The sequence below is a fragment of the Halobaculum halobium genome (genome assembly GCF_030127145.1).
Lineage (GTDB): Archaea > Halobacteriota > Halobacteria > Halobacteriales > Haloferacaceae > Halobaculum > Halobaculum halobium.
Map to the genome: position 1 here is coordinate 2,487,002 of NZ_CP126158.1, position 20,681 is coordinate 2,507,682.

Sequence of the window (20,681 nt, forward strand, 5' to 3'; positions counted from 1 at the left end):
ACGCCCCCAATCGTATCTCGCTTACAACACGATTTACAACGGTCCGAAGGAATCATCCGTATCTGCGGAATCTGTGCGGACGAACTATGAGCGAACGGGAGACGTGGACCTCACGAGTCGGCTTCATCCTCGCCGCCGTCGGCAGCGCGGTCGGGCTCGGAAACATCTGGTCGTTCCCCTTCCAGACCGCCTCCAACGGCGGCGCGGCGTTTCTCGTCGTCTACCTGCTGGCGGTGTTTCTGATCGGGTTCCCCGCGATGCTCGGCGAGTTCGTCATCGGACGACGAAGCGAGCAGAACGCCGTCGAGGCGTTCCGGTCGCTGGGCTTCGGTGAGTGGTCGGTCGCGGGCGGGCTAGGTGTCGTCGGGTCGTTCGTGACGCTGGCGTTCTACAGCGTCGTCGGCGGATGGGTGTTGAGCTACATCGTCGGCAGTGTCACCGGCGCCTACCTCGGCGACCCCGGGGCGTACTTCGGCGCCGTCTCCGCGGGCCCGATCGCGGTCGCCACCCACGCAGTGTTCATGGCCCTGACGATCGGGATCGTCGCCCTCGGAGTCACCGACGGCATCGAGCGCGCGACGAAGGTGATGGTTCCCGCGATCTTCGTCCTCATCGGCGGACTGGCCGTCTGGGTGAGCACGCTCGACGGCGCAAGCGACGGGTACTCGTACTACCTCTCCCCGGACGTGAGCGTGATCGCGGGCGACCTCGCCGGGATCGTCCCCTCGGCCGTCGGGCAGGCGTTTTTCACCCTCTCGCTCGGGTTCGGGGTGATGATCGCCTACTCGTCGTACCTCGGGCGCGACGACAGCCTCCCGGCCGACGGGTCGGCCATCGTCGTCGTGAACACGCTGGTCGCCCTCCTCGCGGGGTTCGTCGTCTTCCCGGTGCTGTTCGCCATCGAGGGGGCCGTCCCCGAATCCGGCGGGGCCGGCACAGCGTTCACCGCCCTCGCTAGCGCGTTCAGCCAGATCCCGGGCGGTCAGGCTATCGGACTCGGGTTCTTCGTCGTGCTCCTGCTCGCCGCGCTGTCCAGTTCGATCAGCCTCCTCGAGGTACCCACGTCCTTCGTCGTGGATCGGACCGGCTACGACCGAACGCCGACGGCGGTGGGCCTCGGCGTGCTCGTCGCGATCGCCGGCGTGCCGACCGCCCTTGACACCGGAATCCTCGGCTGGTACAACGACGTCGTGTTCAACCTCCTGTTGCCGCTCGCGGTGTTGGTCATCGCGGTGTTCGTCGGCTGGGTCGCCGACGACCAGTTGGCCGAGGAACTGGACCTCGGGAGCTCGTTCGGGGACGACTTCTCGACCGTGTGGCTGTGGTGGATCCGGATCGTAATCCCGGTCGCCATCGGCGGGACGCTGTTGCTCGGAATCCAGTCGCTGCTGGTCAAAGCCGGGGTGCTCTCGGCCCCCGTGATCCTCGGGTAGCCGGGCCGAATCTCCCGCCTTCTCGATCGCCCCGTCGCGGGGTCCGTCCCAAACTCAGCTTAATCCGAGTTGAGCCGGCCCAACGGGTGCATCCTCTTTTAGTAACCGAGTCGATAGGGACTGTCGATGCACGAACGCACTCGCGGGGTGGTGGCTCGGTGAACATGAGGGCTGTCGGTGCCGTCGGTGTCGTCGTTCTCGTCGTCGCCGTCGGCGGTGCCGCGGCGTTCATCGCCGGCGTCGGCCCGCTGGGCGACATCGGCGGCGGTCAGTCCGACGCGGTGACGGAGACTCCGGAGTCGACCGGGACGGTGTACGGCGATGCGGGCGGATCGTCGGACGGCGGGAGCGACGGCGAGAGTACAGCGTCCGACGGCTCGGACGACGTCGACTCTCTGCCGCCGTACACGTTCGCCGTCACGTCGATCGAGGAGTGCGGTCAGACCTGCCGTGACGTGACCGTTCGCCTCGACAACAACCGAAACGAGACGGCGACGGGAATCAGCGTGTACACGCAGATCTTCGCCGGCAACTCCACTGCCTCGGACGACAAGGTGTGGGAAGGAACGCGCGACGTGGGGTCACTCGAGGCTGATGGATCGACCACGGAGACGAGCCGGGTGGAACTCTCGTACTCTGAGGGGTACCAGATCCAGCAGGAGGACGGGTGGATCACGATCGTCACGACCGTCGAGTCCGACGACGTGACGATCACGTTCAAGGAGCGCCGCAACGCGCTGTGACCGCCGGCCCGCGTGGCGATTCGAAACGCTTTTTCATACTGCCGGGGTTCGTTGAGGTGAGCCGCCTTAGCTCAGATTGGGAGAGCACTCGACTGAAGATCGAGCTGTCCCCCGTTCAAATCGGGGAGGCGGCATCCCGAATTTCCTCGGTTATCAGTTACCGGACAGCGTAGCCTCCGGGCCGCTTGATCCCCGAAACTGTCGCGTGATTTCAACCGGGAGCCGGACGCGCCCCGACATCCCTCTCCGCTCGACTCGGGGGGACAGCACTTTTCGAACTGCCCGTCGCGAGCGAAGCGTCCGTTTCGAGCCATCCCATCGAAGACTCGGGGACAACGCTAATGCGGTGGTGGTCCAGTGTCGATCCGGATGGCCGACGAATCTGATCTCGGACTCGACCGTTTCAAACGCCCGTTGTTGTTCCTGATGGGGCTGCTCTACATCGTTGCCGGTGTACTGCACTTCCTCGCGCCGAAGCCGTTCGAACGGATCGTCCCCCGGGAGTTGCCCGCTCCCCGCGCGCTCGTGTACCTCTCGGGTCTGGCCGAGGTCGTCCTCGGAATCGGCGTGTTGATCCCCCGAACACGCCAGATGTCTGCGAAAGGCCTGATCGCGTTGCTGGTGGCGGTGTTTCCCGCGAACGTTAACATGGCCGTCCGCGACGTGGGGGCGAATCCGCTCCCCGAGCGCGCGGAGAGGCTCTACGACGCGGGTCTGTGGCTTCGGCTCCCGCTCCAGGGCGTCCTGGTCGCGTGGGCGTGGTGGTACGCGGAAGCCGACTCCGAGGAGTCGGGCTAACGCCGTCGAACCAATCTCCCGCGGATCTTATGACTCCCGTCCGCGAAGCCGAAGCGAACCATGACGAAGCTCGCGATTACGCTCAACCGGAGCGGGGACCAGTCGTTCGAGGAGTTCCGAGCGTACTACGTGGAGGAACACGCGCCGCTCGCGGCCGACCTCCCCGGGCTCGAACGGTACACCGTCTCGTTCCCGGCCGATCCCGAGTCCGCGTCGTACGACGCGCTCGCGGAGCTGTACTTCTCCGACGGTGAGAGCATGGGAGCGGCGTTCGACTCCGACCTCGGCCGCGAGGTGACCGCCGACGCCGAGTCGTTCGCCGACATGGACGCCGCCGAGCGCGTCGTCCTCGAGGAGGAGGTCGTCGTCGATTGACCCGTCGCAGGCGGTAAGAGACGGAAAGATCGAGGTATCTGGGCCGAAATAGGGCTGATCTCGCCGCCGTGAGTGGGTCGTTCACACGCGCGCCGGTGACTCGGAAGGGTTAACTGTCGTCCTCCGCTCGTGTCGTGTATGGCAACTGGGAAGGTCGACTTCTTCAACGACACCGGCGGCTACGGATTCATCGAGACTGAGGACGCGGACGAGGACGTTTTCTTCCACATGGAGGACGTCGGCGGCCCCGACCTGGAGGAAGGTCAGGAGGTCGAGTTCGATATCGAGGAGGCCGAGAAGGGCCCCCGCGCGAAGAACCTGCAGCGCCTGTAAGGTTCCGACGAGTCGGTCGAGAGACCGTACCGCAGTTTTCACCGTTTTTTAACCCGATAGCGAGCGACCGCGTCGCCGTCCGGACGGGCCGGACGCGACGAGCCCGCGGGCGCTCGCCAGCCACGGCCTCGACAGGTCTGGACGGTTCTACGCGTCCGGACGGCTCGGCGCGTCGCTTATTTTCGCCCGCGCCGAACCCACCGACGTGAACACGGTTCGGCGACCCTCGCGTCGGCGGTGGTCGCGGTGACGGCGACGACGCTCCACGAGCCGGCGCACCGCGAGGCGCTGTGGGAACTGGAGGCGGCGTTCGACCGCGGCGATCTGGTCACGCTGTTTGGCACCTGTACGGTCGAGTACGACGGCCGTGCCGCCTCCTCGCTGGGGCCCGGTGCGCGACTGCTCGTGCTCAAACCGGACGGCTCGTCGCTGGTACACACCGACGAGGGGCGCACGCCGGTGAACTGGCAGCCGCCGGGGAGCGAACACCGCGCGGCGGTGCGCGACGGGCGCCTGCGCGTCCGCAGCGTCCGCACGTCGCCGGCGGAGACGCTCGACGTGCGATTCTCCGTCGTCGAGCAACTCACCGCCTACGGCGTCACCGGCGGACGATCGGTCGAGGTCATCGGCAGCGAGGCCGACCTCAAGGAGCGGGTGCTCGCCGACCCCGCGCTCGTCGAGGACGGGTTCGAGCCGCTGGCGAGCGAGCGTGCGTCCGACGCGGGCCCTATCGACGTGTTCGGTCGCGACGCCGCGGGGCGACCGGTCGTCGTCGAACTGAAGCGGCGCCGCGTCGGTCCCGACGCCGCGGGCCAACTCGCGCGGTACGTCAGCGCCATCGAACGCGAGGAGCCCGACGGCACCGAGGTCCGCGGGGTGCTGCTCGCGCCCTCGATCACCGACCGCGCTCGCGCCCTGCTCGCAGACGAGGGACTCGAACACGTCGCCGCGGAGCCGCCGGCGGGGAACGGCGATGGCGACGCCGACGCGGCCGACGCCGACGGCTCGTGACTCGTGATCCGCGACTCAGGACTCGGAACCCGTGGATCGCGGCCCCGAGCGAGCCGGACTCCCTCAGCGGGGCGCGGTCGCGCGGCCGACGGGCGAAACGTAGGCTTTAACCACGCCACCGCCGTCGACACGGACAAGTAACCATGTCCGACAAACCGGCCTCCATGTACCGGAAGATCGACAAGCCGTCGTACACGCGACGGGATTACGTCACCGGTATTCCGGGCTCGAAGATCGCACAGCACAACATGGGCGACCTGACGAAGGACCCCGAAGACTACCCGGTCCACATCTCGCTCGTCACCGAAGAGGACGTCCAGCTCCGCCACGGGTCGCTGGAGTCGGCGCGCCTGTCGGCCAACCGCCACCTCATCCGCGAACTGGGCGAGGGGAACTACAAGATGGTCCTGCGGAAGTTCCCGCATCAGATCCTGCGCGAGAACAAGCAGGCGACCGGCGCGGGCGCCGACCGTGTCTCCGACGGGATGCGCCAGGCGTTCGGCAAGCCGGTCGGCACCGCCGCCCGCATGAAAGCCGGCGAGACCGTCTTCACCGCCTACGTCGACGTCGACCAGGCCGACGCTGTCAAGGAGGCGTTCCGCCGCGCGTACAACAAGATGTCCCCGCCGTTCCGCATCGTCGTGGAGCAGGGCGAAGACCTGCTCGTCCGATAACTCGGACGGCTCGCGGTCGCGGTTCTTCGGATTCGACTCTCGAGCGACGGCACTACCGTCTGTGAGGTCACTGCCGCGCGCGCTGTCCCCGTCGCCCGCGACGATCCTCTGGTAAAACGACAACGCGAATCCGAGTCACAATGCCGGACAGCGGCGGCAACGACGCGGAACTCCGGCAGGTCTTTGGCCCGCGAGCGAGCATCGACACCACATGACAGGAGTACGTGTCGCGGGTGTCGGGCTGACGCCGTTCGGCGAGCACGCCGGGCGAACCGGCCGGGACCTGTTCGCTGAGGCGGCGCTCGCGGCGCTCGACGACGCCGGCGTCCCCGGCGAGGACGTGGAGCACCTCAACTACGGGAACTTCATGGGCGCGCTCGCGGAGCGCCAGGGCCACCAGGCGCCGCTGATGGCGGAAGCCGCGGGCTTACGCTGTGCGGGCACCCGCTACGAGGAGGCGTGCGCGTCCGCGGGCGTTGCCGTCCGCGAGGCCGTCCGCGCGGTCCGTTCGGGCGAGAACGACGTGATGCTCGCCGGCGGGATGGAGCGGATGACGAACCTTTCGACGGCGGAGGTGACCGAGTCGCTGGCGGTCGCCGCCGACGAGCTGTTCGAAGTTCGGGCGGGCGTCACCTTCCCCGGGGCGTACGCGCTGATGGCGCGCGCGTACTTCGACGAGTACGGCGGCGATCGCGAGGACCTGGCGCACGTCGCGGCGAAGAACCACGCCAACGCCGTGAACAACGAGTACGCGCAGTATCAACGGGAGATCACCGTCGAGCAGGCGCTCGACTCGCCGGCTGTCGCCTCCCCGCTGCACCTGTTCGACGCGTGCCCGATCACCGACGGCGCGAGCGCGCTCGTGCTCGTCTCCGAGGAGTACGCCGCAGAACACGACATCGAGGCGCCGGTCGCGATCACCGGCACGGGACAGGGCGGCGACCGCGCCGCCCTCCAGGACCGCGCGGACATGGCGCGCACCCCCGCCGCCACCGACGCGGCCGCCGAGGCGTACGGCGACGCCGGCGTCGCCAGCGACGAGGTCGACCTCGCGGAGGTCCACGACTGCTTCACCATCGCGGAGGTGATGGCGCTGGAGGCGCTGGACCTGTTCGACTCCGGCGAGGGGATCGGCGCCGCTCGCCGCGGCGATACCACCCGCGACGGCGACCTCCCGGTGAACCTCTCGGGCGGCCTGAAGGCGAAAGGACACCCGGTCGGCGCCACCGGCGGCTCGCAGATCGCGGAGATGACCCGGCTGCTCCGGGGGGACCACCCCAACAGCGACGCGGTCCCCGACGCGACCGTCGGGCTCACCCACAACGCGGGCGGGACGGTCGCCAGCGCCGTCGTTCACGTGCTGGAGGTGGCCGAATGAGCGAGTCGGATCCCGCCGCACCCGCAGACACGGGCTACGACGAGTGGGCCGACTCGCTCGCCGAGGGCGGCTACTTCATCGAGTGTGCGAACGGCCACGGGAGCCTCCCGCCGCGACGCGTGTGCCCCGAGTGCGGGAGCACCGACCTCGCGGAGGAGGCGCTGCCGGAGACCGGCGAGGTCGAGACGTTCTCGGAGATCCACGTCGCGCCCTCCGGGTTCGGCGAGGACCCGCCGTACGTCACCGCGGTCGTGAACTTCGGAACGGTTCGAGTAACGGGGATCGTCCGCGGGCTGTCGGCCGACGAGGTCGCGATCGGAACCGCGGTACGGCCCGACGTGGAGCGCAACGACGCGACCGGGAACCGGCTCGTCGTGTTCCGGTCGGCGTAGTCGAAGAGCGGGAGGGCCTACTCCTCGGTTTCCTGTTCCACGGTCACCGTCTCGTCGGGGCGTTCGCCGGCGACGACGTCGACGAACTGGTCGCCGAACTCGACGTGGGGAAGCAGCATCGCGTCGTCGAACACGACGAGCTCACAGTTGGCCGCCTCCGCGAGGTCGCGTCCCTCGGACAGCGGCGGGAGGTCGGCCTCTCGGCCCCACACGATCGTGGTCGGCACGTCGAGGGCGCCGAGGGCGCTCGCCAGATCCACGTCGCTGTTGAGGAAGCCGGAGACGAACGACGCGGGGGCGAACCGGGCGTTCTTCTGGTGGGTCGTGCGCCACTCGTAGTCGGGCCAGTCGTCGCCGGCCTTCTCTGGGTCCCAGTAGCCGTGGTCGGCGTTGAAGTAGGCGATGGAGGGCTTCGAGGCGAGCAGCCCGAAGACCGCGTCGCCGACGATCGGCGCCCGGATCAGTTCCCGAACGGCGGCCTTCGGGGGCTCGGGGCCGGCGATGGCCGTCGGACACACGAGCGTGAGGTCCGCGAGGTCGCGATCGCCGGCGACGCCGGCGACGTACGCGCCTGTCAGCGACGAGGCGACGACGCGCGGCGCCTCGAACGCCGCGAGGAAGTCGCGGACGAAGTCCTCGTACAGCGCCGCCGAGTAGCGCAGCGGCGGGCGGTCCGACCGGCCGAACCCGGGGAGATCGGGCGCGACGACGTGATACTCCTTCGAGAGGTCGGCGAACACCTCGCGCCACTCGCCTGCGGAGCCGGCGGCGTTGATGCCGTGGAGGAGCACGATCGTCTCGTCGCCCTCGTCGCCGGCTTCCGTGTAGGAAACGTCCATCCCGCGCCAGCGGTACGTCTGCTGGACCCCCTCCAGGGGCGGTTCGAGTTCGCCCGCCTTCGCGCGAAGCGCCCGGGTCGCGGCGACGGCGACGCCCGCGCCGAGGGCGGCGTACGTGACGGCCGAGGAGAGTTTCGATCGAAGAGTCATACGCGACCGTAGTGCCGCCGAGAACTTAGTTCGCGTGGCAACCGCGCGACATCGGTTCACACGCGGCCGCTGTGACGATCCGCCGTCGTCGCCCTCGGTTCGACCGCACTACAGCGGCTCCTCGCCCTCGATGATCCGCAGACACCGCGCGGCTAACGCCGGCACTCGCGTCTCCATCGTCGGGTACAGCGGGTCGTCGCTGTTGCCCTCTAGGTACCGCCGGTAGAACATCTCTCCGAGGGCGGCGAGTTTGTACACCGCGAGCGTCCGGTAGAAGCGGTCGTGTTCGTAGTCGATCCCGGTCGCGTCCTCGTAGCGCGCGACCAGGTCCCGGCGGCTCGGGTAGCCGTCGCGCTCCATGAACGTCGACGTGAGGTCCGGCGTCGCCGGCGCGGGATCACCGGGGTCACGCCAGAACGAGAGCATCCACCCGAGGTCGGTCAGCGGGTCGCCCAGGGCCGACAGTTCCCAGTCGAGGACCGCCACCAACTCGGGCGGCGTCCCCGGCGCGAACATGACGTTGTCGAGCTTGTAGTCGCCGTGGACGAGCGCGTGCTCGTGGGCGTCGGGGCAGTTCTCCCGGAGCCACTCGGTCACCGCCGCGATCTCGGGGACAGCGCGGTCCTCGGCGGTCACCTCGAACGCCCACTCGAACTGCTTTGCCCACCGGTTCACCTGGCGCTCGGTGAACCCCGCGGGACGGCCGAAGTCGCCGAGGCCGACTGCCGCTGGGTCGACCGCGTGGATCGCCGCGAGCGTGTCGACCAGCTCCTCGCCGACGCGGCGGCGGTGCTCGGGCGCGGCGAAGCGCTCGGGCTCGTCGTCCCGGAGCACGTCCCCCGCGCGCTTGCCCATCACGTAGAAGTCCGAGCCGATGACCGCGTGGTCGTCGCACGCGAGCACCGTTTCGGGGAGGGGGACGGGAGTGTCCTGCAGCGCGTCCATCACGCGGTACTCCCGGAGCACGTCGTGGGCCGTCTCGGCGGTCGCACCGGGGGGCGGTCGCCGGATCACAAGCTCGCGGTCGCCGTACGTGACGAACAGCGTCTCGTTGGAGTGGCCCTCCGGGTGACGGCGCACGTCGAACTCCTCGACCGGACCCAGTTCCGCTGCGAGGCGGTCGCCCAGCGCGTCGGGATCGACGAGGCGCCGGAAGTACGCCTCGGAGTCGTCGGACATGCGAGTCGCTTGCACACCGGCGACGAAAAACGCCGGGGGTCGCGGGTCCGTTCGGCGGATCGACCGCCCCCAACCCGCGGTTCGCACGGCGGTTCGGGGGTAGTGTTTTGCCCCGGCGGCGGATCCCTGAGGTATGGAGTATGACGACAGCGAAGCGGCCCGCGCGCTCGCGGAACGAACGCGCGAGTTCGTCGACGAGGAGGTGCTCCCCGTGGAGCGGGAAGTACTCGGCGACGGTCCCGTACGCGACGAGCAGCTGGCGGACCTGCGCGAGGCGGCTCGCGAGTACGACGTGTTCTGCCCGCAGATCGGCGAGGAGTTCGGCGGGATGGGAATGGCCTTCCGCGACGTGCTCCTCATGTTCGAACAGGCGGGGCGGTCGCTGTTGGGCGCGGCCGCGTGTCGCGTCGATGCGCCCGACGAGGGGAACATGCACACCCTGGAACTGCTGGGGACCGACGAGCAGCAGGAGCGGTGGCTACGGCCGCTCGTCGCCGGCGAGATCTCCTCGGGCTTCTCGATGACCGAGCCGATGCAGGGCGGCGGCTCGGACCCGAAGATGATCCGGACCGAGGCGGAGAAGGACGGCGACGAGTGGGTGATCGACGGGCACAAGTGGTGGACCACCGGCGGCACCGAGGCGGACGTGCTCATCGTGATGGCGCGCACCGACCCCGACGCGCACCCGTACGAAGGCTGCTCGCTGTTCCTCGTGCCCGCGGACACGCCGGGCGTGTCCGTCGTCCGCGACGTCCCCCACGTGGGCGGCGAGGTCACCGGCGTCGGTCACGCGGAGATCACCTACGACGGCGTGCGCGTTCCCGAGGAGAACCTCCTCGGAACGCTGAACGAGGGATTCGCCCACGCCCAACAGCGGCTCGGTCCCGCGCGGCTCACCCACTGCATGCGCTTCGCGGGGATGGCCGAGCGCGCGCTCGACGTGGCGAAAGCCTACACCAGCGAGCGCGAGGCGTTCGGCGGTCCGATCGCGGACAAGCAGGCCGTCCGCCACGAGGTCGCCGACGCGGAGACGGAGCTGCACGCCGTGCGGACGATGGTGCGCGACGCCGCAGACCGCATCGACCGCGGCGAGGAGGCCCGCGTGCAGGTGGCGATGAGCAAGACGTTCGCCGCCAACACGGTGCAGGAGATCGTCGACAGTGCCCTCCAGCTGTGCGGCGCCAACGGGATCGGGAAGGACCTCCCGATCGGCGACTTCTACGAGTCGGTCCGGCAGTTCCGGATCATCGACGGCGCCGACGAGGTCCACCGGCGCGTCATCGCCCGCGAGGCGTTCTCCGACGTGGACGAGTCGGAGCTGGCGAACGTGACGCGATACGGCGACCCGAGCGAGTAAGCGGCGCCGGGGAGTCGGACCGACGACCGGGGGCTGCCGACGCTGCACCCGGCCGGACCCGCCGCCGCGATTTTTCACCCCCGCGCGCGATGGGGTTGCCATGGTGACACTCGACGCGGACCACGAGGCGTGGACGGCGGCGCAGTCGGCGACGACGGCCGCCGTCGACGGCCGGGAACTCGACGTGACGTACTACGAGGCCGGCCGCGACAACGGCGGCCCGCCGGTGATATTCCTGCACGGGATCCCGACGTGGTCGTTCCTGTGGCGGGGGATCGCCCCCGCGGTCGCCGAGGACCGACACGTTATCGCCCCGGACTTCGCCGGTTACGGCAACTCCCAGCGCACCGACGACTTCGACCGATCGGTTCGGGCGCAAACGAGCGTGCTCGCCGATCTGATCGCGGAGTCGCCGTACAACCGGGTTGACCTCGTCGCCCACGACATCGGCGGCGGGGTCGCCCTCCGCTATGCGGCCGCGCGGTCGTCACAGGTCCGCAAGCTGGTGTTGTCGAACGTCGCCTGCTTCGACTCGTGGCCGGTCGAGTATATCAATTCGCTGGGCGTCCCCGGCGTCGTCGAGGGGTGGGACGACGACGAGTTCGAGGAGAACATGGACTTCCTGTTCGCCGAGGGCGCCCACGGCGAGGCCGACGAGGCGTTCGTCGCCGGGATGAAAGCGCCGTGGGCCCGCGAGGGCGGCCGGACGGCGCTGGCCCGGGCGGCCGTCGCGACGAACACCAACCACACGACCTGCATCGACTACGGCGCGATCACCGCCGAGACGCTGTGTCTGTGGGGCGCAGACGACGTCCTCCAACCGATCGACAACGCCGACCGCCTCGCCGACGCCGTCGCGGGCGACGCCCGGGTCGTCGCCCTCGACGACGCCTACCACTGGGTGACCCACGACCGGACCGAGGCGTACCGCGACGAGGTCCGCGCGTTCCTCGCGGAGTGACCCGCCGTCGTTCGCCGCGCTCACCGAAGGCGTTTGCGACGGCTCCCTCGGGTCCGAGAACCGGCGGTGGCTATTTAGCGATGGAAAATCGAGAGCCGACATGTCGTTCCAGCTTTCGAGCGAGCAGGAGGCGATCCGCGACGTTGTCCGGGAGTTCGGCGAAAACGAGATCCGGCCCGTCGCCCGCGAGCACGACGAGCAGCGCGAGTACCCGCACGACCTCGTCGATCAGGCGGCCCGATACGATCTGGTAGCGCCGACGATCTCCGAGGAGTACGGCGGTGCCGGGATGGACCTGTTGACCTCGGCGGTCGTGACGGAGGAGCTGTGGCGCGCGGACCCCGGCATCGGGAGCGCGATCGGCTCCCGGGGCTTCGGCACGACGATGATCCAGGAGTTCGGCGACGAGTGGATGAAAGACGAGTGGCTCCCGCAGGTCGCCGCCGGCGACGCGGCCACCTGCTCGTGCATCTCCGAGCCGGCCCACGGTTCCGACGTGGCCGGGATCGAGACCCGCGCGGAGTTGGACGAGGACGCCGGCGAGTGGGTGCTCAACGGCGACAAGATGTGGATCACCAACGGCACCATCGCCGACGTGGCGGTCGTGATGGCGAAGACCTCCCCCGAGGAGCGTCACCGCGGAATCACCGCGTTCCTCGTCGAGGCCGACCGCGACGGCTTCGAGCCGACGAAGATCGACAACAAGCTCGGGATACGCGCGTCCGACCTGGCGGAGATACGCCTAAACGACGTGCGCGTCCCCGAGGACCACGTGATCGGCGCGGTCGATCAGGGCTTCTACCAGCTGATGGCCTTCTTCGCCGGCGGGCGCACCTCCGTCGCCGCCCAGGCGGTCGGCGCCGCCCAGGGCGCGCTCGACGCCGCGGTCGAGTACGCGGGCGAACGCGAGCAGGGCGGACAGGAGATCAAAGAGTACCAGGCGATCTCGCACAAGGTGGCGGAGATGGCGACCGACGTGGAGGCGGCTCGCTCGCTCGTCTACCGCGCCGCGTCCGTCGTCGACGCGGACGGCAACGACCAGCTGGCGGCGAAGTTCGCGTCGATGGCGAAGCTGTTCGCCTCCGAGCGCGCCGTCGACGTCGCCGACGAGGGGATTCAGGTCCACGGCGGCGCCGGCTTCGTCACCGACCACCCCGCCGAGCGCTTCTACCGCGACGCCCGGATCACGAAGATCTACGAGGGGACCTCCGAGATCCAGAAGAACATCATCTCCGACCAGATATTCTGACCGGCGGAGCGACCCGCTCGACTACGCTCCGGCTCTCGACAGCCATCCACCCGACTGGCTGCCGGCGATCCGGGGCGGTTTTGCACTCGACCCCGCCATCCAGACTATGACCGACCACACCGACGACGATCCCGCGGGCACCGACCGCGCAGCCGACGGCGACGACATCGCCACGAGTGGTGCCGACGACGACATCGCCGCGACCGGCGACGACCCGCCCGACTGGACGTTCAGCGAGCGTGACCTCGTCATCCTGGAGGAGCTCGCTGCGGATCCCGGCATATCCTCGCGGGAGTTAGCAGGCGTGTTGGAGGCAGAGTACGACGTCGACGTCTCTCACGTCACCGTGAGCGAGAGCATCCGCAAGATGCGCGCGGCCGGGGTCTTCCGCGAGGCGATCGTCCCGAACGAGGCGTACTACACGTTCGCGCTGTTCGAGTTTAAGTTCGACCCGTCACACTTCGCCGAGGAGTGGCGCGACGCGATGGCGTCGATCCGCGACGACCCGCACACGCTGTTGTACTTCCTCTCGGACGGCGAGTACCAGTGGAAGTCGGTGATGATGTTCCCGACCGCCGAGGCGCAGTCGCGGTGGATCCACGAGTTCTACAAGGAACACGGGGCGGTCGTCTCGAACCTCCGAAACCACGTCGTTCACAACGTCCTCAAGTTCCGCACTGACCCCGAGATCTTCCGTGGGTTGCACGAGGGGTGACGACTGGCAGCAGTAGCCTCGGCAAACTGACTTTACACCGGTAAGTGAACTGCCCGGAGCGCCCCCGGGATTGATGTGACGACGCCGCCCACCATCGACCGATGACACGACACGCGGACCTGCGCGCGGACGCTCGGGCGCCGACCGTCACTGCGACCGCCTCGGCACACCGGGGGTGGGCGGCGTGAGCGACGCCGCGCATCGGCTCGCCGACCGCTTCTCGCTCGCCGGCGACGTGGCGGTGATCACCGGCGCCTCCAGCGGTATCGGCCGCGCCATCGCCGAGGCGTTCGCGGCCGACGGCGCCGACGTGGTGATCTGCTCGCGCGAGCAAGAGAACGTCGACCCAGTCGCGGAAGCGATCAACGAAGCGGCCGAATCGGCCGACGGCGACGTGACCGACGCTGACGGCGACGCCGGCCACGGTCGTTGTCTCGCCGTCGAGTGCGACGTAACCGACCGCGACGCCGTCGACGCGCTCGTGGAGGCGACCGTCGAAGAGTTCGGCGGGATCGACGTGCTCGTCAACAACGCGGGCGCGTCGTTCATGGCGCCGTTCGAGGACATCTCCGAGAACGGCTGGGAGACGATCGTCGACATCAACCTCCACGGCACGTTCCACTGCACGCAGGCCGCGGGCGACCACCTCGCCGACGGCGGCGGCGCGGTCGTCAACCTGGCGAGCGTGGCGGGCCAGAACGCCGCTCAGTACATGAGCCACTACGGCGCCGCGAAGGCGGGCGTGATCAACCTCACTGAGACGCTCGCGCTCGAGTGGGCGACGCGCGGCGTTCGGGTCAACTGCGTCGCCCCCGGGTTCGTGGCGACGCCGGGCGTCGAGCAACAGATGGGCGTCTCCGCGGAGGAGATCGACCGCGACGACGTCGACCGGCGGATCGGCACGAGCGAGGAGATCGCCGATCTCGCGCGCTTCCTCGCCAGCGACGCGGCGAGCTACCTGACCGGCGAGACGGTCGCCGCGCAGGGCGTTCCTCAGGGCGAGGAACTACCGCAGGGATAGCGCCACCACAGCGACAGCGCTACCACGGGCAGGGACACGACTGCGAGAACGATCGACTCTACGCGGCGAGGCGGTGACGTCCGGGCTGTCGAGTCAGGTAGCGCCTCACAACGCGATGCTGGCAAGTCCCAGCGCGACGACGGCGGTGACCGCGATCACGGCCGCGGTCGCCAGGCCGAGTCGGACGCGAACGGCAGTCTCGGTGCGCATACCACGAACTGCCGGACACGCTACTTCAACGTACGCCCGCGAGAATCAACGGTGAAAACCGCGTCACTCCCCCAGCGACGCGTCGACGACCTCGTAGGAGACGGCGGTCTCGCGGAGTCCCTCCACGTGCGCGGTGAGGTCGCCGGCGACGACGACTAACAGCACGTCGAGGCCGCGCATCGACGCCTCGCGGACGGCGTCGACGGTGCCGAAGCGAACGTCCGGGTCGCGGTCGAGTCGCCTGACGCCGGCCACCGCCTCCGTCCCGGCGGCGACGACGAGGTCCGCGTCGGCGGCGAGCTCACGCAGGCGACCGGGGTCGACCGCGCTGCTTCCGCCGTCGCGGACCCCGGGGACGACCACGGCCGTGACCGCACCCAGTTCGTAGTCGACCACACCGTCGAACTCCGTGACGCCGACGTCGTCGCCGGAGTCGCCGGAGGTGACGGCTATCGCCGTGGCGCCTGGCGGGTTCGACCCGCCGGACTCGGCGTCGCTGTCGGCGACCCGGTGGGCGTGGAGGATGCCCTCGCGCATCGAGAGCGTCACGCGGTCGCCCTCGTCGACGGCGCCGTCCGCGAGGGCGACCTCCACCTCGACGTCGCCGAGCACGTCGCTGGTGACGTGGTCGAGATACTCGCTGAGCTCGTCGGTGCGGGAGATGAGCCAGTCGACCCCCTCCTTCGTGACGCGGTAGCGCCCGCGCCCTTCGCGGTCGACGAAGCCGCCGTCCGCGAGCTCCCCGAGGTGCTCGGAGACCGCCTGCGCGGTGATGCCGATGGCGTCGGCGATCTCGCGCTGGCTCACCGCCGGCTGGCGTTCGGCGATCTCGACGAGGATGCGGTACCGCGTCGCGTCGCGTTTGTGTCGGAGGACGCCGAGGCCGCCGTCGTCGTCCGTACCGTCGTCGCTCACGGTCGATGCTGGGACCACGAACACAAATATGGTTGTGGTCCGCCGCCGGATATCGCGGTCGAGAGCCGATCGGCCGCAATCCAAGTTGTGTTCGCGTCTCAGTCGTCTTCCAACAATCGCCGAAGGTGTGCCGGCGGCACCGCCCCGCGGGCGGCGTGCCCGTCGGCGACGAACGTCGGCACGCCCGTGACGCCGCGCTCGCGCGCCGTCTCGAACTGCGCCTCGAGCTCGTCGGCGAGCGCGTCGTCGTCGACGGCGGCGCGGACCTCGTCCCCGTCGACGCCGACGGCTTCGGCCAGGTCGGCGAGCGTGTCGACATCGTCGATCTCGCGGCCCTCCTCCCAGTGCGCTTCCAGAACGGCGTCGTAGAAGTCGCGGAACGTCTCGGAGCCGTACGCCTGCTTCACGTACAGCGCGGCCTGCTGGGCGTCCCACGAGTCGGCGTCGTGGACCTCGTCGAAGTCGAGCATCTCGTCGGCGTCGTACTCATCGCGCAGGCGCACGACGTTCTCCCGGACCTGGTCGTAGTAGTCCTCGTCTTTGCCGTCGTCGACGTCGTCGCGGATCTCGCCGTCTGGAGCGCGCTTGTGTCCGCGCAGATCGAAGAACTGCCACTCCACGTCCACCGCCGGGAGATCGCGCTCTGTGCGATCGTCGCGGTACTGCCGCAGCGACGCCCGTCCGAGGTAGCAGAACGGACAGACGAAATCCGAGTAGACCGTTACCGGTCGTCGATCGCTCGCGTCGTCGACCGGGGCCGCGTCGTCAGTGCTCATGGCGTCGCCGAGGTCGGCCACGCGTTAGTGTTCGTCGCTCCCGGCGGTCCTCGGTGGAGGTCGCGATCACCGGCGAGTCGCACGGCCACCGGCGGGTTTTTCACGGGTGGGTCCCCCGTTTGGTGGTATGAATCTCCCCCGTTTCGGCGGGCCGACGGGTCGCAAGCGGCCGTGGCTCGCGGTCCTTCTCGCGCTCGCCGTCACCGGATTGGGTCACGCGTATCTCCGGCGATGGCTCCGCGGGTTCGGCTGGTTCGCGGCGACGTTCGCGGCGGTCCTGCTGCTCGTCCCGCCGGAGGTCATCGAGGCGCTCAACGCGGGCGCGACGGTGTCGAACCCGGTCGAGGCGCTACCGCCGGTGATCGTCGTCCTCGCCAGCGCGGTCGACGCGTACCTGTTGGCGCGCGCGACGCACGACGAATCGGGAGCAGCCGTGCGTCCAGCGGCGGCCGGTGCCGGCGCCCGCGCGGACGGCGCGGACGGTGGGAACGACGCGGACGGCGCGAACGGCGCGTCACAGCTCGGCGCTCCGGGGCGCGGTGCCGGGGCCGCGGCCGGCGGGGCGTCGACGGATGACGAGGCGCCCGCGTGCCCGAACTGCGGGAAGGAACTTGACGCCGATCTCGACTTCTGTCCCTGGTGTACGACGCGGCTCGACTGGGCCGACGCAGGGTCGCCGGAAGCGACCGACGGCGACGACGGCGACGGGGACTCCCGGTCGTAGCGTCCGCGCCGCTCGTGAGGCTCGGCCGACTTGGGTCGCCACCACGCTTTCCACGGTGGGCGCCGCACTCGCTGTATGGTCGCCCTGCTGGATTCGGTCATCGTGTTCGTCGTGAGCGCCCTGGTCGGCGGCATCGGCATCCACGTCGGGGCGCTGGTGCTGTCTGACGCCCGGAGCTACGAGCACGCCGTCTGGACCGCGCTCATCGGCGCGCTGGCGTGGCTTATTGCGAGCGCGCTGTTCGGCTGGCTGCCGCTGTTGGGAACCGTGCTCACGTATCTCGCGTATCTCGGCGTGATCAAGTGGCGCTACAAGGGCGGGTGGATCACCGCGGCCGGGATCGCGCTGGTCGGGTGGCTCGCCGCCTCGCTCGTGTTGTCGCTGCTCGCGGGGGTCGGCCTCGGCGGGTTCTCCGCGCTCGGCATCCCGGGGACGTAGGCGCCCTCGCCCACGCGCAGGCCCAATCCGGTCCGCCCCCGGAGGCGAAACGGTGAAGCGCCCGCCGGAACGCAGTAGTGACTGTCGCCGCTTCTCCGCGGGCGTCGGGTAGGGGCGTCGCCCCGGGGCGCGGCGGCTCCGTGCCGTTCGTGGATCCGCACAGCCGTCGGGCCGGACCCGTAGCGTTTTACCCGAACACGGCACCACCACTTACCAGACCATGACGACCGACGCCGGCGGCATCGTGGGCGAGTTCCTCTCGCTGAAGGAGTCGACGGACGCGGACGTGCTCGCGATGCAGTGCGGCGACTTCTACGAGTTCTTCGCCGACGACGCCGAGCTCGTGGCCGACGAGTTGGACCTCAAGGTGTCCCAGAAGTCGAGCCACGGCTCCTCGTACCCGATGGCGGGCGTTCCCCTCTCGGAGCTGACGCCGTACCTCACGGCGCTGGTCGAGCGCGGCTACCGCGTCGCCGTCGCCGAGCAGTACGAGACCGACGACGGTCACGCACGCGAGATCGAGCGGGTCGTCTCGCCCGGCACCGTCGTCGACCCCGACGGCGCCGAGGCCCGCTACCTCGCCGCCGTCGAGCGCGACCCCGACGTCGACGGCGACGACGAGTGGGGCGTCGCGTTCGCGGAGGTGACGACCGGTCGGTTCCACGCCGCCGCAGTCGCGGACCTTGACGACGTGCGCGCGGAGCTCCACCGCTTCGCCCCGGTCGAACTGCTCCCGGGCCCCGGCGTCCGCGACGACGACGACCGTCTCTCGGAGCTCCGCGAGTCGACCGACGCGCGGCTCACCCTCCACGAGTCGGAGGCGTTCGCCCCCGGGCGCGCCCGCCACCGCCTCGGCGACCACTTCGGCACGCAGGCGCTGGAGGCGGTCGGGCTGAACGCCGAATCCGCCGTCGCCGCGGCGGGCGCGGTGCTCCACTACGTCGACGAGACCGGCGCGGGCGTGCTCGCGTCGATGACCAGGCTGGGCGGCCTGGACCCGGGCGGCCGTGTCGCGCTCGACGCCACGACCCAGCGGAACCTCGAACTCGTCGAGACCATGCAGGGGGAGTCGACGGGCACCCTGCTTTCCACGCTCGACCACACCGAGACGGCCGCCGGAACCCGCCTCCTCCGGGAGTGGCTCACCCGCCCGCAGCGCGACCGCGCGGAGTTGGAGCGCCGCGGCGCCGCCGTCGAAGCGTTCGCACGCGCCGCCCTCGCCAGGGACCGCCTGCTCGACGCGCTCGACGGCACCGCGGACCTCGAGCGGCTCGCGGCGCGGGCGACCAGCGGCTCCGCGGGCCCCCGCGATCTCGCCGCCGTCCGCTCGGCGCTCGGTCGGCTCCCGGCGCTGGCGTCGGCCATCGACGGCACCGGACTCGCCGACTCGCCGATACCGGACGTGCTCGCGCGCCCCGACCAGGCGGCCGCCCGCGACCTCCACGACGACCTGAGTGAGGCGCTGGCCGCGGAGCCGCCGGGGAGCATCGGCGGCGACGGCGGCGTGATCGCCCGGGGCTACGACGATGAGCTCGATGAGCTGGTGGCCGAATACGACGAGGCCGCCGAGTGGCTCGACACGCTCGCCGAGCGCGAGAAGCGCCGGCACAGCCTGAGCCACGTGTCGGTCGACCGCAACAAGACCGACGGCTACTACATTCAAGTGGGGAAGTCCGTCGCGGGGCAGGTGCCAGACCACTACCGCGAGGTCAAGACGCTGAAGAACTCCAAGCGGTTCGTCACCGAGGAACTGGAGGAGCGCGAGCGCACCGTCCTCCGCATGGAGGAGCGCCGGGAGGAGTTGGAGCGGCGAATCTTCGAGGACGTACGCAAGCGGGTCGCCGCCGCCGCCGAACTGCTCCAGGACGTGGGGCGCGCGTTCGCCGAACTGGACGTGCTCGCGGCGCTGGGCCACCACGCCGCGACGAACGACTGGGCGCGCCCCGAGTTCACCGGAGACGACGAACTCCGCATCGAGGCGGGCCGCCATCCGGTGGTCGAGCAGACGACCGACTTCGTCCCGAACGACCTCCGCATGGACCACGAACGGGGCTTTCTCATCGTCACCGGCCCGAACATGAGCGGGAAGTCGACGTACATGCGCCAGTGTGCGCTGATCTCGCTGCTCGCACAGATCGGCTCGTTCGTCCCCGCCGACTCGGCGGTCCTCCCGCTGGTCGACGGCGTGTACACCCGCGTGGGCGCCCTCGACGAACTCGCCCAGGGACGCTCCACGTTCATGGTCGAGATGCAGGAGCTGTCGAATATCCTCCACTCCGCGACGGAGGACTCGCTGGTGATCCTCGACGAGGTGGGCCGCGGTACCGCCACGTACGACGGGATCTCCATCGCGTGGGCGGCCACCGAGTACCTCCACAACGAGGTGCGCGCGAAGACGCTGTTCGCGACTCACTATCACGAGTTGACGGCGCTCGCAGAGCACCTCCCCCGGGTCGCGAACGTCCACGTCGCGGCCGAGGAACGCGACGGCGACGTGACGTTCCTTCGGCGCGTGCGCGAGGGGGCGACGGACCGCAGCTACGGGGTCCACGTCGCGGAGCTCGCGGGCGTCCCCGACCCCGTCGTCGGCCGCGCGGACGAGGTGCTCGACCGCCTGCGCGAGGAGAAGGCGATCGAGGCCAGGGGCTCCGGCGGCGGCGAGAGAGACACGAAACAAGCCGTCTTCGACCTGTCGGCCGGCGAGTTCGCCGCAGCCGCCGGTGGCGGCGGGAGCGACGCGACGGGACCCGAACCGGGTGACGGTACCGCGAGGGGACCCACGGAAGGGACCGCGAACGCGACGAACGACACGCTCATCGAATCGGCAGCCGAGGACGGGGCCGGGACGGTGATGGACACGGAAACCGAGGCGGTGCTGGAGGCGCTACGTGGCACGGACGTGAACGAGACGCCGCCAGTCGAGTTGATGGCGACGGTCCAAGAGTGGCAGCGACGGCTGGAGAGCGGGGACGACTAGTCCAACAGAGTGCCCCGAGAGACAGGGTGCCGC

21 protein-coding genes and 1 tRNA gene are annotated in these 20,681 nt (G+C 69.8%); 18 read left to right on the plus strand and 4 right to left on the minus strand.

Going from position 1 to position 20,681, the window contains the following annotated elements:
* Nucleotides 1-86: 86 nt before the first annotated feature.
* The 10 genes from P0Y41_RS12980 to P0Y41_RS13025 all read left to right on the plus strand — a co-directional run bounded on the left by P0Y41_RS12980 (nucleotide 87) and on the right by P0Y41_RS13025 (nucleotide 7,137).
* The gene (locus tag P0Y41_RS12980; protein WP_284061737.1) at nucleotides 87-1,433 is read left to right on the plus strand and encodes a sodium-dependent transporter; all 1,347 of its coding nucleotides are present in this window, start codon (nucleotides 87-89) and stop codon (nucleotides 1,431-1,433) included.
* 164 nt (nucleotides 1,434-1,597) lie between these two features.
* Nucleotides 1,598-2,176, plus strand: coding sequence for a hypothetical protein (locus tag P0Y41_RS12985; protein ID WP_284061738.1), 579 nt, complete (start codon nucleotides 1,598-1,600; stop codon nucleotides 2,174-2,176).
* Between the two features lie 60 nt (nucleotides 2,177-2,236).
* A tRNA-Phe gene (locus P0Y41_RS12990) sits at nucleotides 2,237-2,310 on the plus strand.
* 235 nt (nucleotides 2,311-2,545) lie between these two features.
* Complete coding sequence (locus P0Y41_RS12995; protein WP_284061739.1) at nucleotides 2,546-2,974, plus strand: DoxX family protein; 429 nt, start codon at nucleotides 2,546-2,548, stop codon at nucleotides 2,972-2,974.
* Nucleotides 2,975-3,034: 60 nt separating this feature from the next.
* Nucleotides 3,035-3,349, plus strand: a complete 315-nt coding sequence (locus tag P0Y41_RS13000) for an EthD family reductase (RefSeq protein WP_284061740.1) — start codon at nucleotides 3,035-3,037, stop codon at nucleotides 3,347-3,349.
* Between the two features lie 138 nt (nucleotides 3,350-3,487).
* Nucleotides 3,488-3,682, plus strand: coding sequence for a cold-shock protein (locus tag P0Y41_RS13005; RefSeq protein ID WP_073307057.1), 195 nt, complete (start codon nucleotides 3,488-3,490; stop codon nucleotides 3,680-3,682).
* Between the two features lie 246 nt (nucleotides 3,683-3,928).
* The gene (gene nucS / locus P0Y41_RS13010) at nucleotides 3,929-4,693 is read left to right on the plus strand and encodes an endonuclease NucS (RefSeq protein ID WP_284061741.1); all 765 of its coding nucleotides are present in this window, start codon (nucleotides 3,929-3,931) and stop codon (nucleotides 4,691-4,693) included.
* A 143-nt stretch (nucleotides 4,694-4,836) separates the two neighbouring features.
* Complete coding sequence (locus P0Y41_RS13015) at nucleotides 4,837-5,367, plus strand: 50S ribosomal protein L16 (RefSeq protein ID WP_284061742.1); 531 nt, start codon at nucleotides 4,837-4,839, stop codon at nucleotides 5,365-5,367.
* Nucleotides 5,368-5,578: 211 nt separating this feature from the next.
* Nucleotides 5,579-6,745 (plus strand): thiolase domain-containing protein, encoded by a 1,167-nt coding sequence (locus P0Y41_RS13020; RefSeq protein WP_284061743.1) that lies wholly within the window; start codon nucleotides 5,579-5,581, stop codon nucleotides 6,743-6,745.
* Complete coding sequence (locus P0Y41_RS13025) at nucleotides 6,742-7,137, plus strand: Zn-ribbon domain-containing OB-fold protein (RefSeq protein WP_284061744.1); 396 nt, start codon at nucleotides 6,742-6,744, stop codon at nucleotides 7,135-7,137. The genes P0Y41_RS13020 and P0Y41_RS13025 overlap by 4 nt, the downstream gene beginning before the upstream one ends.
* A 17-nt stretch (nucleotides 7,138-7,154) precedes the next feature.
* On the opposite strand, the gene P0Y41_RS13030 is transcribed toward P0Y41_RS13025, so the two are convergent.
* Nucleotides 7,155-8,126, minus strand: coding sequence for an alpha/beta fold hydrolase (locus tag P0Y41_RS13030; RefSeq protein ID WP_284061745.1), 972 nt, complete (start codon nucleotides 8,124-8,126; stop codon nucleotides 7,155-7,157).
* Between the two features lie 108 nt (nucleotides 8,127-8,234).
* Nucleotides 8,235-9,305 (minus strand): phosphotransferase family protein, encoded by a 1,071-nt coding sequence (locus P0Y41_RS13035; RefSeq protein ID WP_284061746.1) that lies wholly within the window; start codon nucleotides 9,303-9,305, stop codon nucleotides 8,235-8,237.
* Between the two features lie 133 nt (nucleotides 9,306-9,438).
* Between P0Y41_RS13035 and P0Y41_RS13040 the strand changes: the two genes are divergently transcribed.
* From P0Y41_RS13040 to P0Y41_RS13060, 5 genes are all read left to right on the plus strand, one after another.
* Complete coding sequence (locus P0Y41_RS13040; protein ID WP_284061747.1) at nucleotides 9,439-10,662, plus strand: acyl-CoA dehydrogenase family protein; 1,224 nt, start codon at nucleotides 9,439-9,441, stop codon at nucleotides 10,660-10,662.
* 100 nt (nucleotides 10,663-10,762) lie between these two features.
* Complete coding sequence (locus P0Y41_RS13045) at nucleotides 10,763-11,623, plus strand: alpha/beta fold hydrolase (protein ID WP_284061748.1); 861 nt, start codon at nucleotides 10,763-10,765, stop codon at nucleotides 11,621-11,623.
* Nucleotides 11,624-11,723: 100 nt separating this feature from the next.
* Complete coding sequence (locus P0Y41_RS13050) at nucleotides 11,724-12,872, plus strand: acyl-CoA dehydrogenase family protein (RefSeq protein ID WP_284061749.1); 1,149 nt, start codon at nucleotides 11,724-11,726, stop codon at nucleotides 12,870-12,872.
* Nucleotides 12,873-12,978: 106 nt separating this feature from the next.
* The gene (locus P0Y41_RS13055) at nucleotides 12,979-13,587 is read left to right on the plus strand and encodes an Lrp/AsnC family transcriptional regulator (protein WP_284061750.1); all 609 of its coding nucleotides are present in this window, start codon (nucleotides 12,979-12,981) and stop codon (nucleotides 13,585-13,587) included.
* Between the two features lie 184 nt (nucleotides 13,588-13,771).
* The gene (locus P0Y41_RS13060) at nucleotides 13,772-14,608 is read left to right on the plus strand and encodes an SDR family NAD(P)-dependent oxidoreductase (RefSeq protein ID WP_284061751.1); all 837 of its coding nucleotides are present in this window, start codon (nucleotides 13,772-13,774) and stop codon (nucleotides 14,606-14,608) included.
* Between the two features lie 273 nt (nucleotides 14,609-14,881).
* On the opposite strand, the gene P0Y41_RS13065 is transcribed toward P0Y41_RS13060, so the two are convergent.
* Together P0Y41_RS13065 and P0Y41_RS13070 are read right to left on the minus strand one after the other, a co-directional pair.
* Complete coding sequence (locus P0Y41_RS13065) at nucleotides 14,882-15,733, minus strand: DUF7839 domain-containing protein (protein WP_284061752.1); 852 nt, start codon at nucleotides 15,731-15,733, stop codon at nucleotides 14,882-14,884.
* Between the two features lie 98 nt (nucleotides 15,734-15,831).
* On the minus strand, nucleotides 15,832-16,509 hold the full coding sequence (locus P0Y41_RS13070; RefSeq protein WP_284061753.1) for a DsbA family oxidoreductase: 678 nt from the start codon (nucleotides 16,507-16,509) through the stop codon (nucleotides 15,832-15,834).
* Nucleotides 16,510-16,636: 127 nt separating this feature from the next.
* Here P0Y41_RS13070 and P0Y41_RS13075 point away from each other — a divergent pair, with 127 nt between their 5' ends.
* The 3 genes from P0Y41_RS13075 (at nucleotide 16,637) to mutS (ending at nucleotide 20,648) form a co-directional block, all read left to right on the plus strand.
* Nucleotides 16,637-17,233, plus strand: coding sequence for a zinc ribbon domain-containing protein (locus P0Y41_RS13075; RefSeq protein ID WP_284061754.1), 597 nt, complete (start codon nucleotides 16,637-16,639; stop codon nucleotides 17,231-17,233).
* A gap of 75 nt (nucleotides 17,234-17,308) precedes the next feature.
* Entirely contained in the window at nucleotides 17,309-17,671 is a 363-nt protein-coding gene (locus tag P0Y41_RS13080) for a hypothetical protein (RefSeq protein ID WP_284061755.1), read from the plus strand.
* A gap of 220 nt (nucleotides 17,672-17,891) precedes the next feature.
* Nucleotides 17,892-20,648 (plus strand): DNA mismatch repair protein MutS, encoded by a 2,757-nt coding sequence (gene mutS, locus P0Y41_RS13085; RefSeq protein WP_284061756.1) that lies wholly within the window; start codon nucleotides 17,892-17,894, stop codon nucleotides 20,646-20,648.
* Nucleotides 20,649-20,681 lie beyond the last annotated feature (33 nt).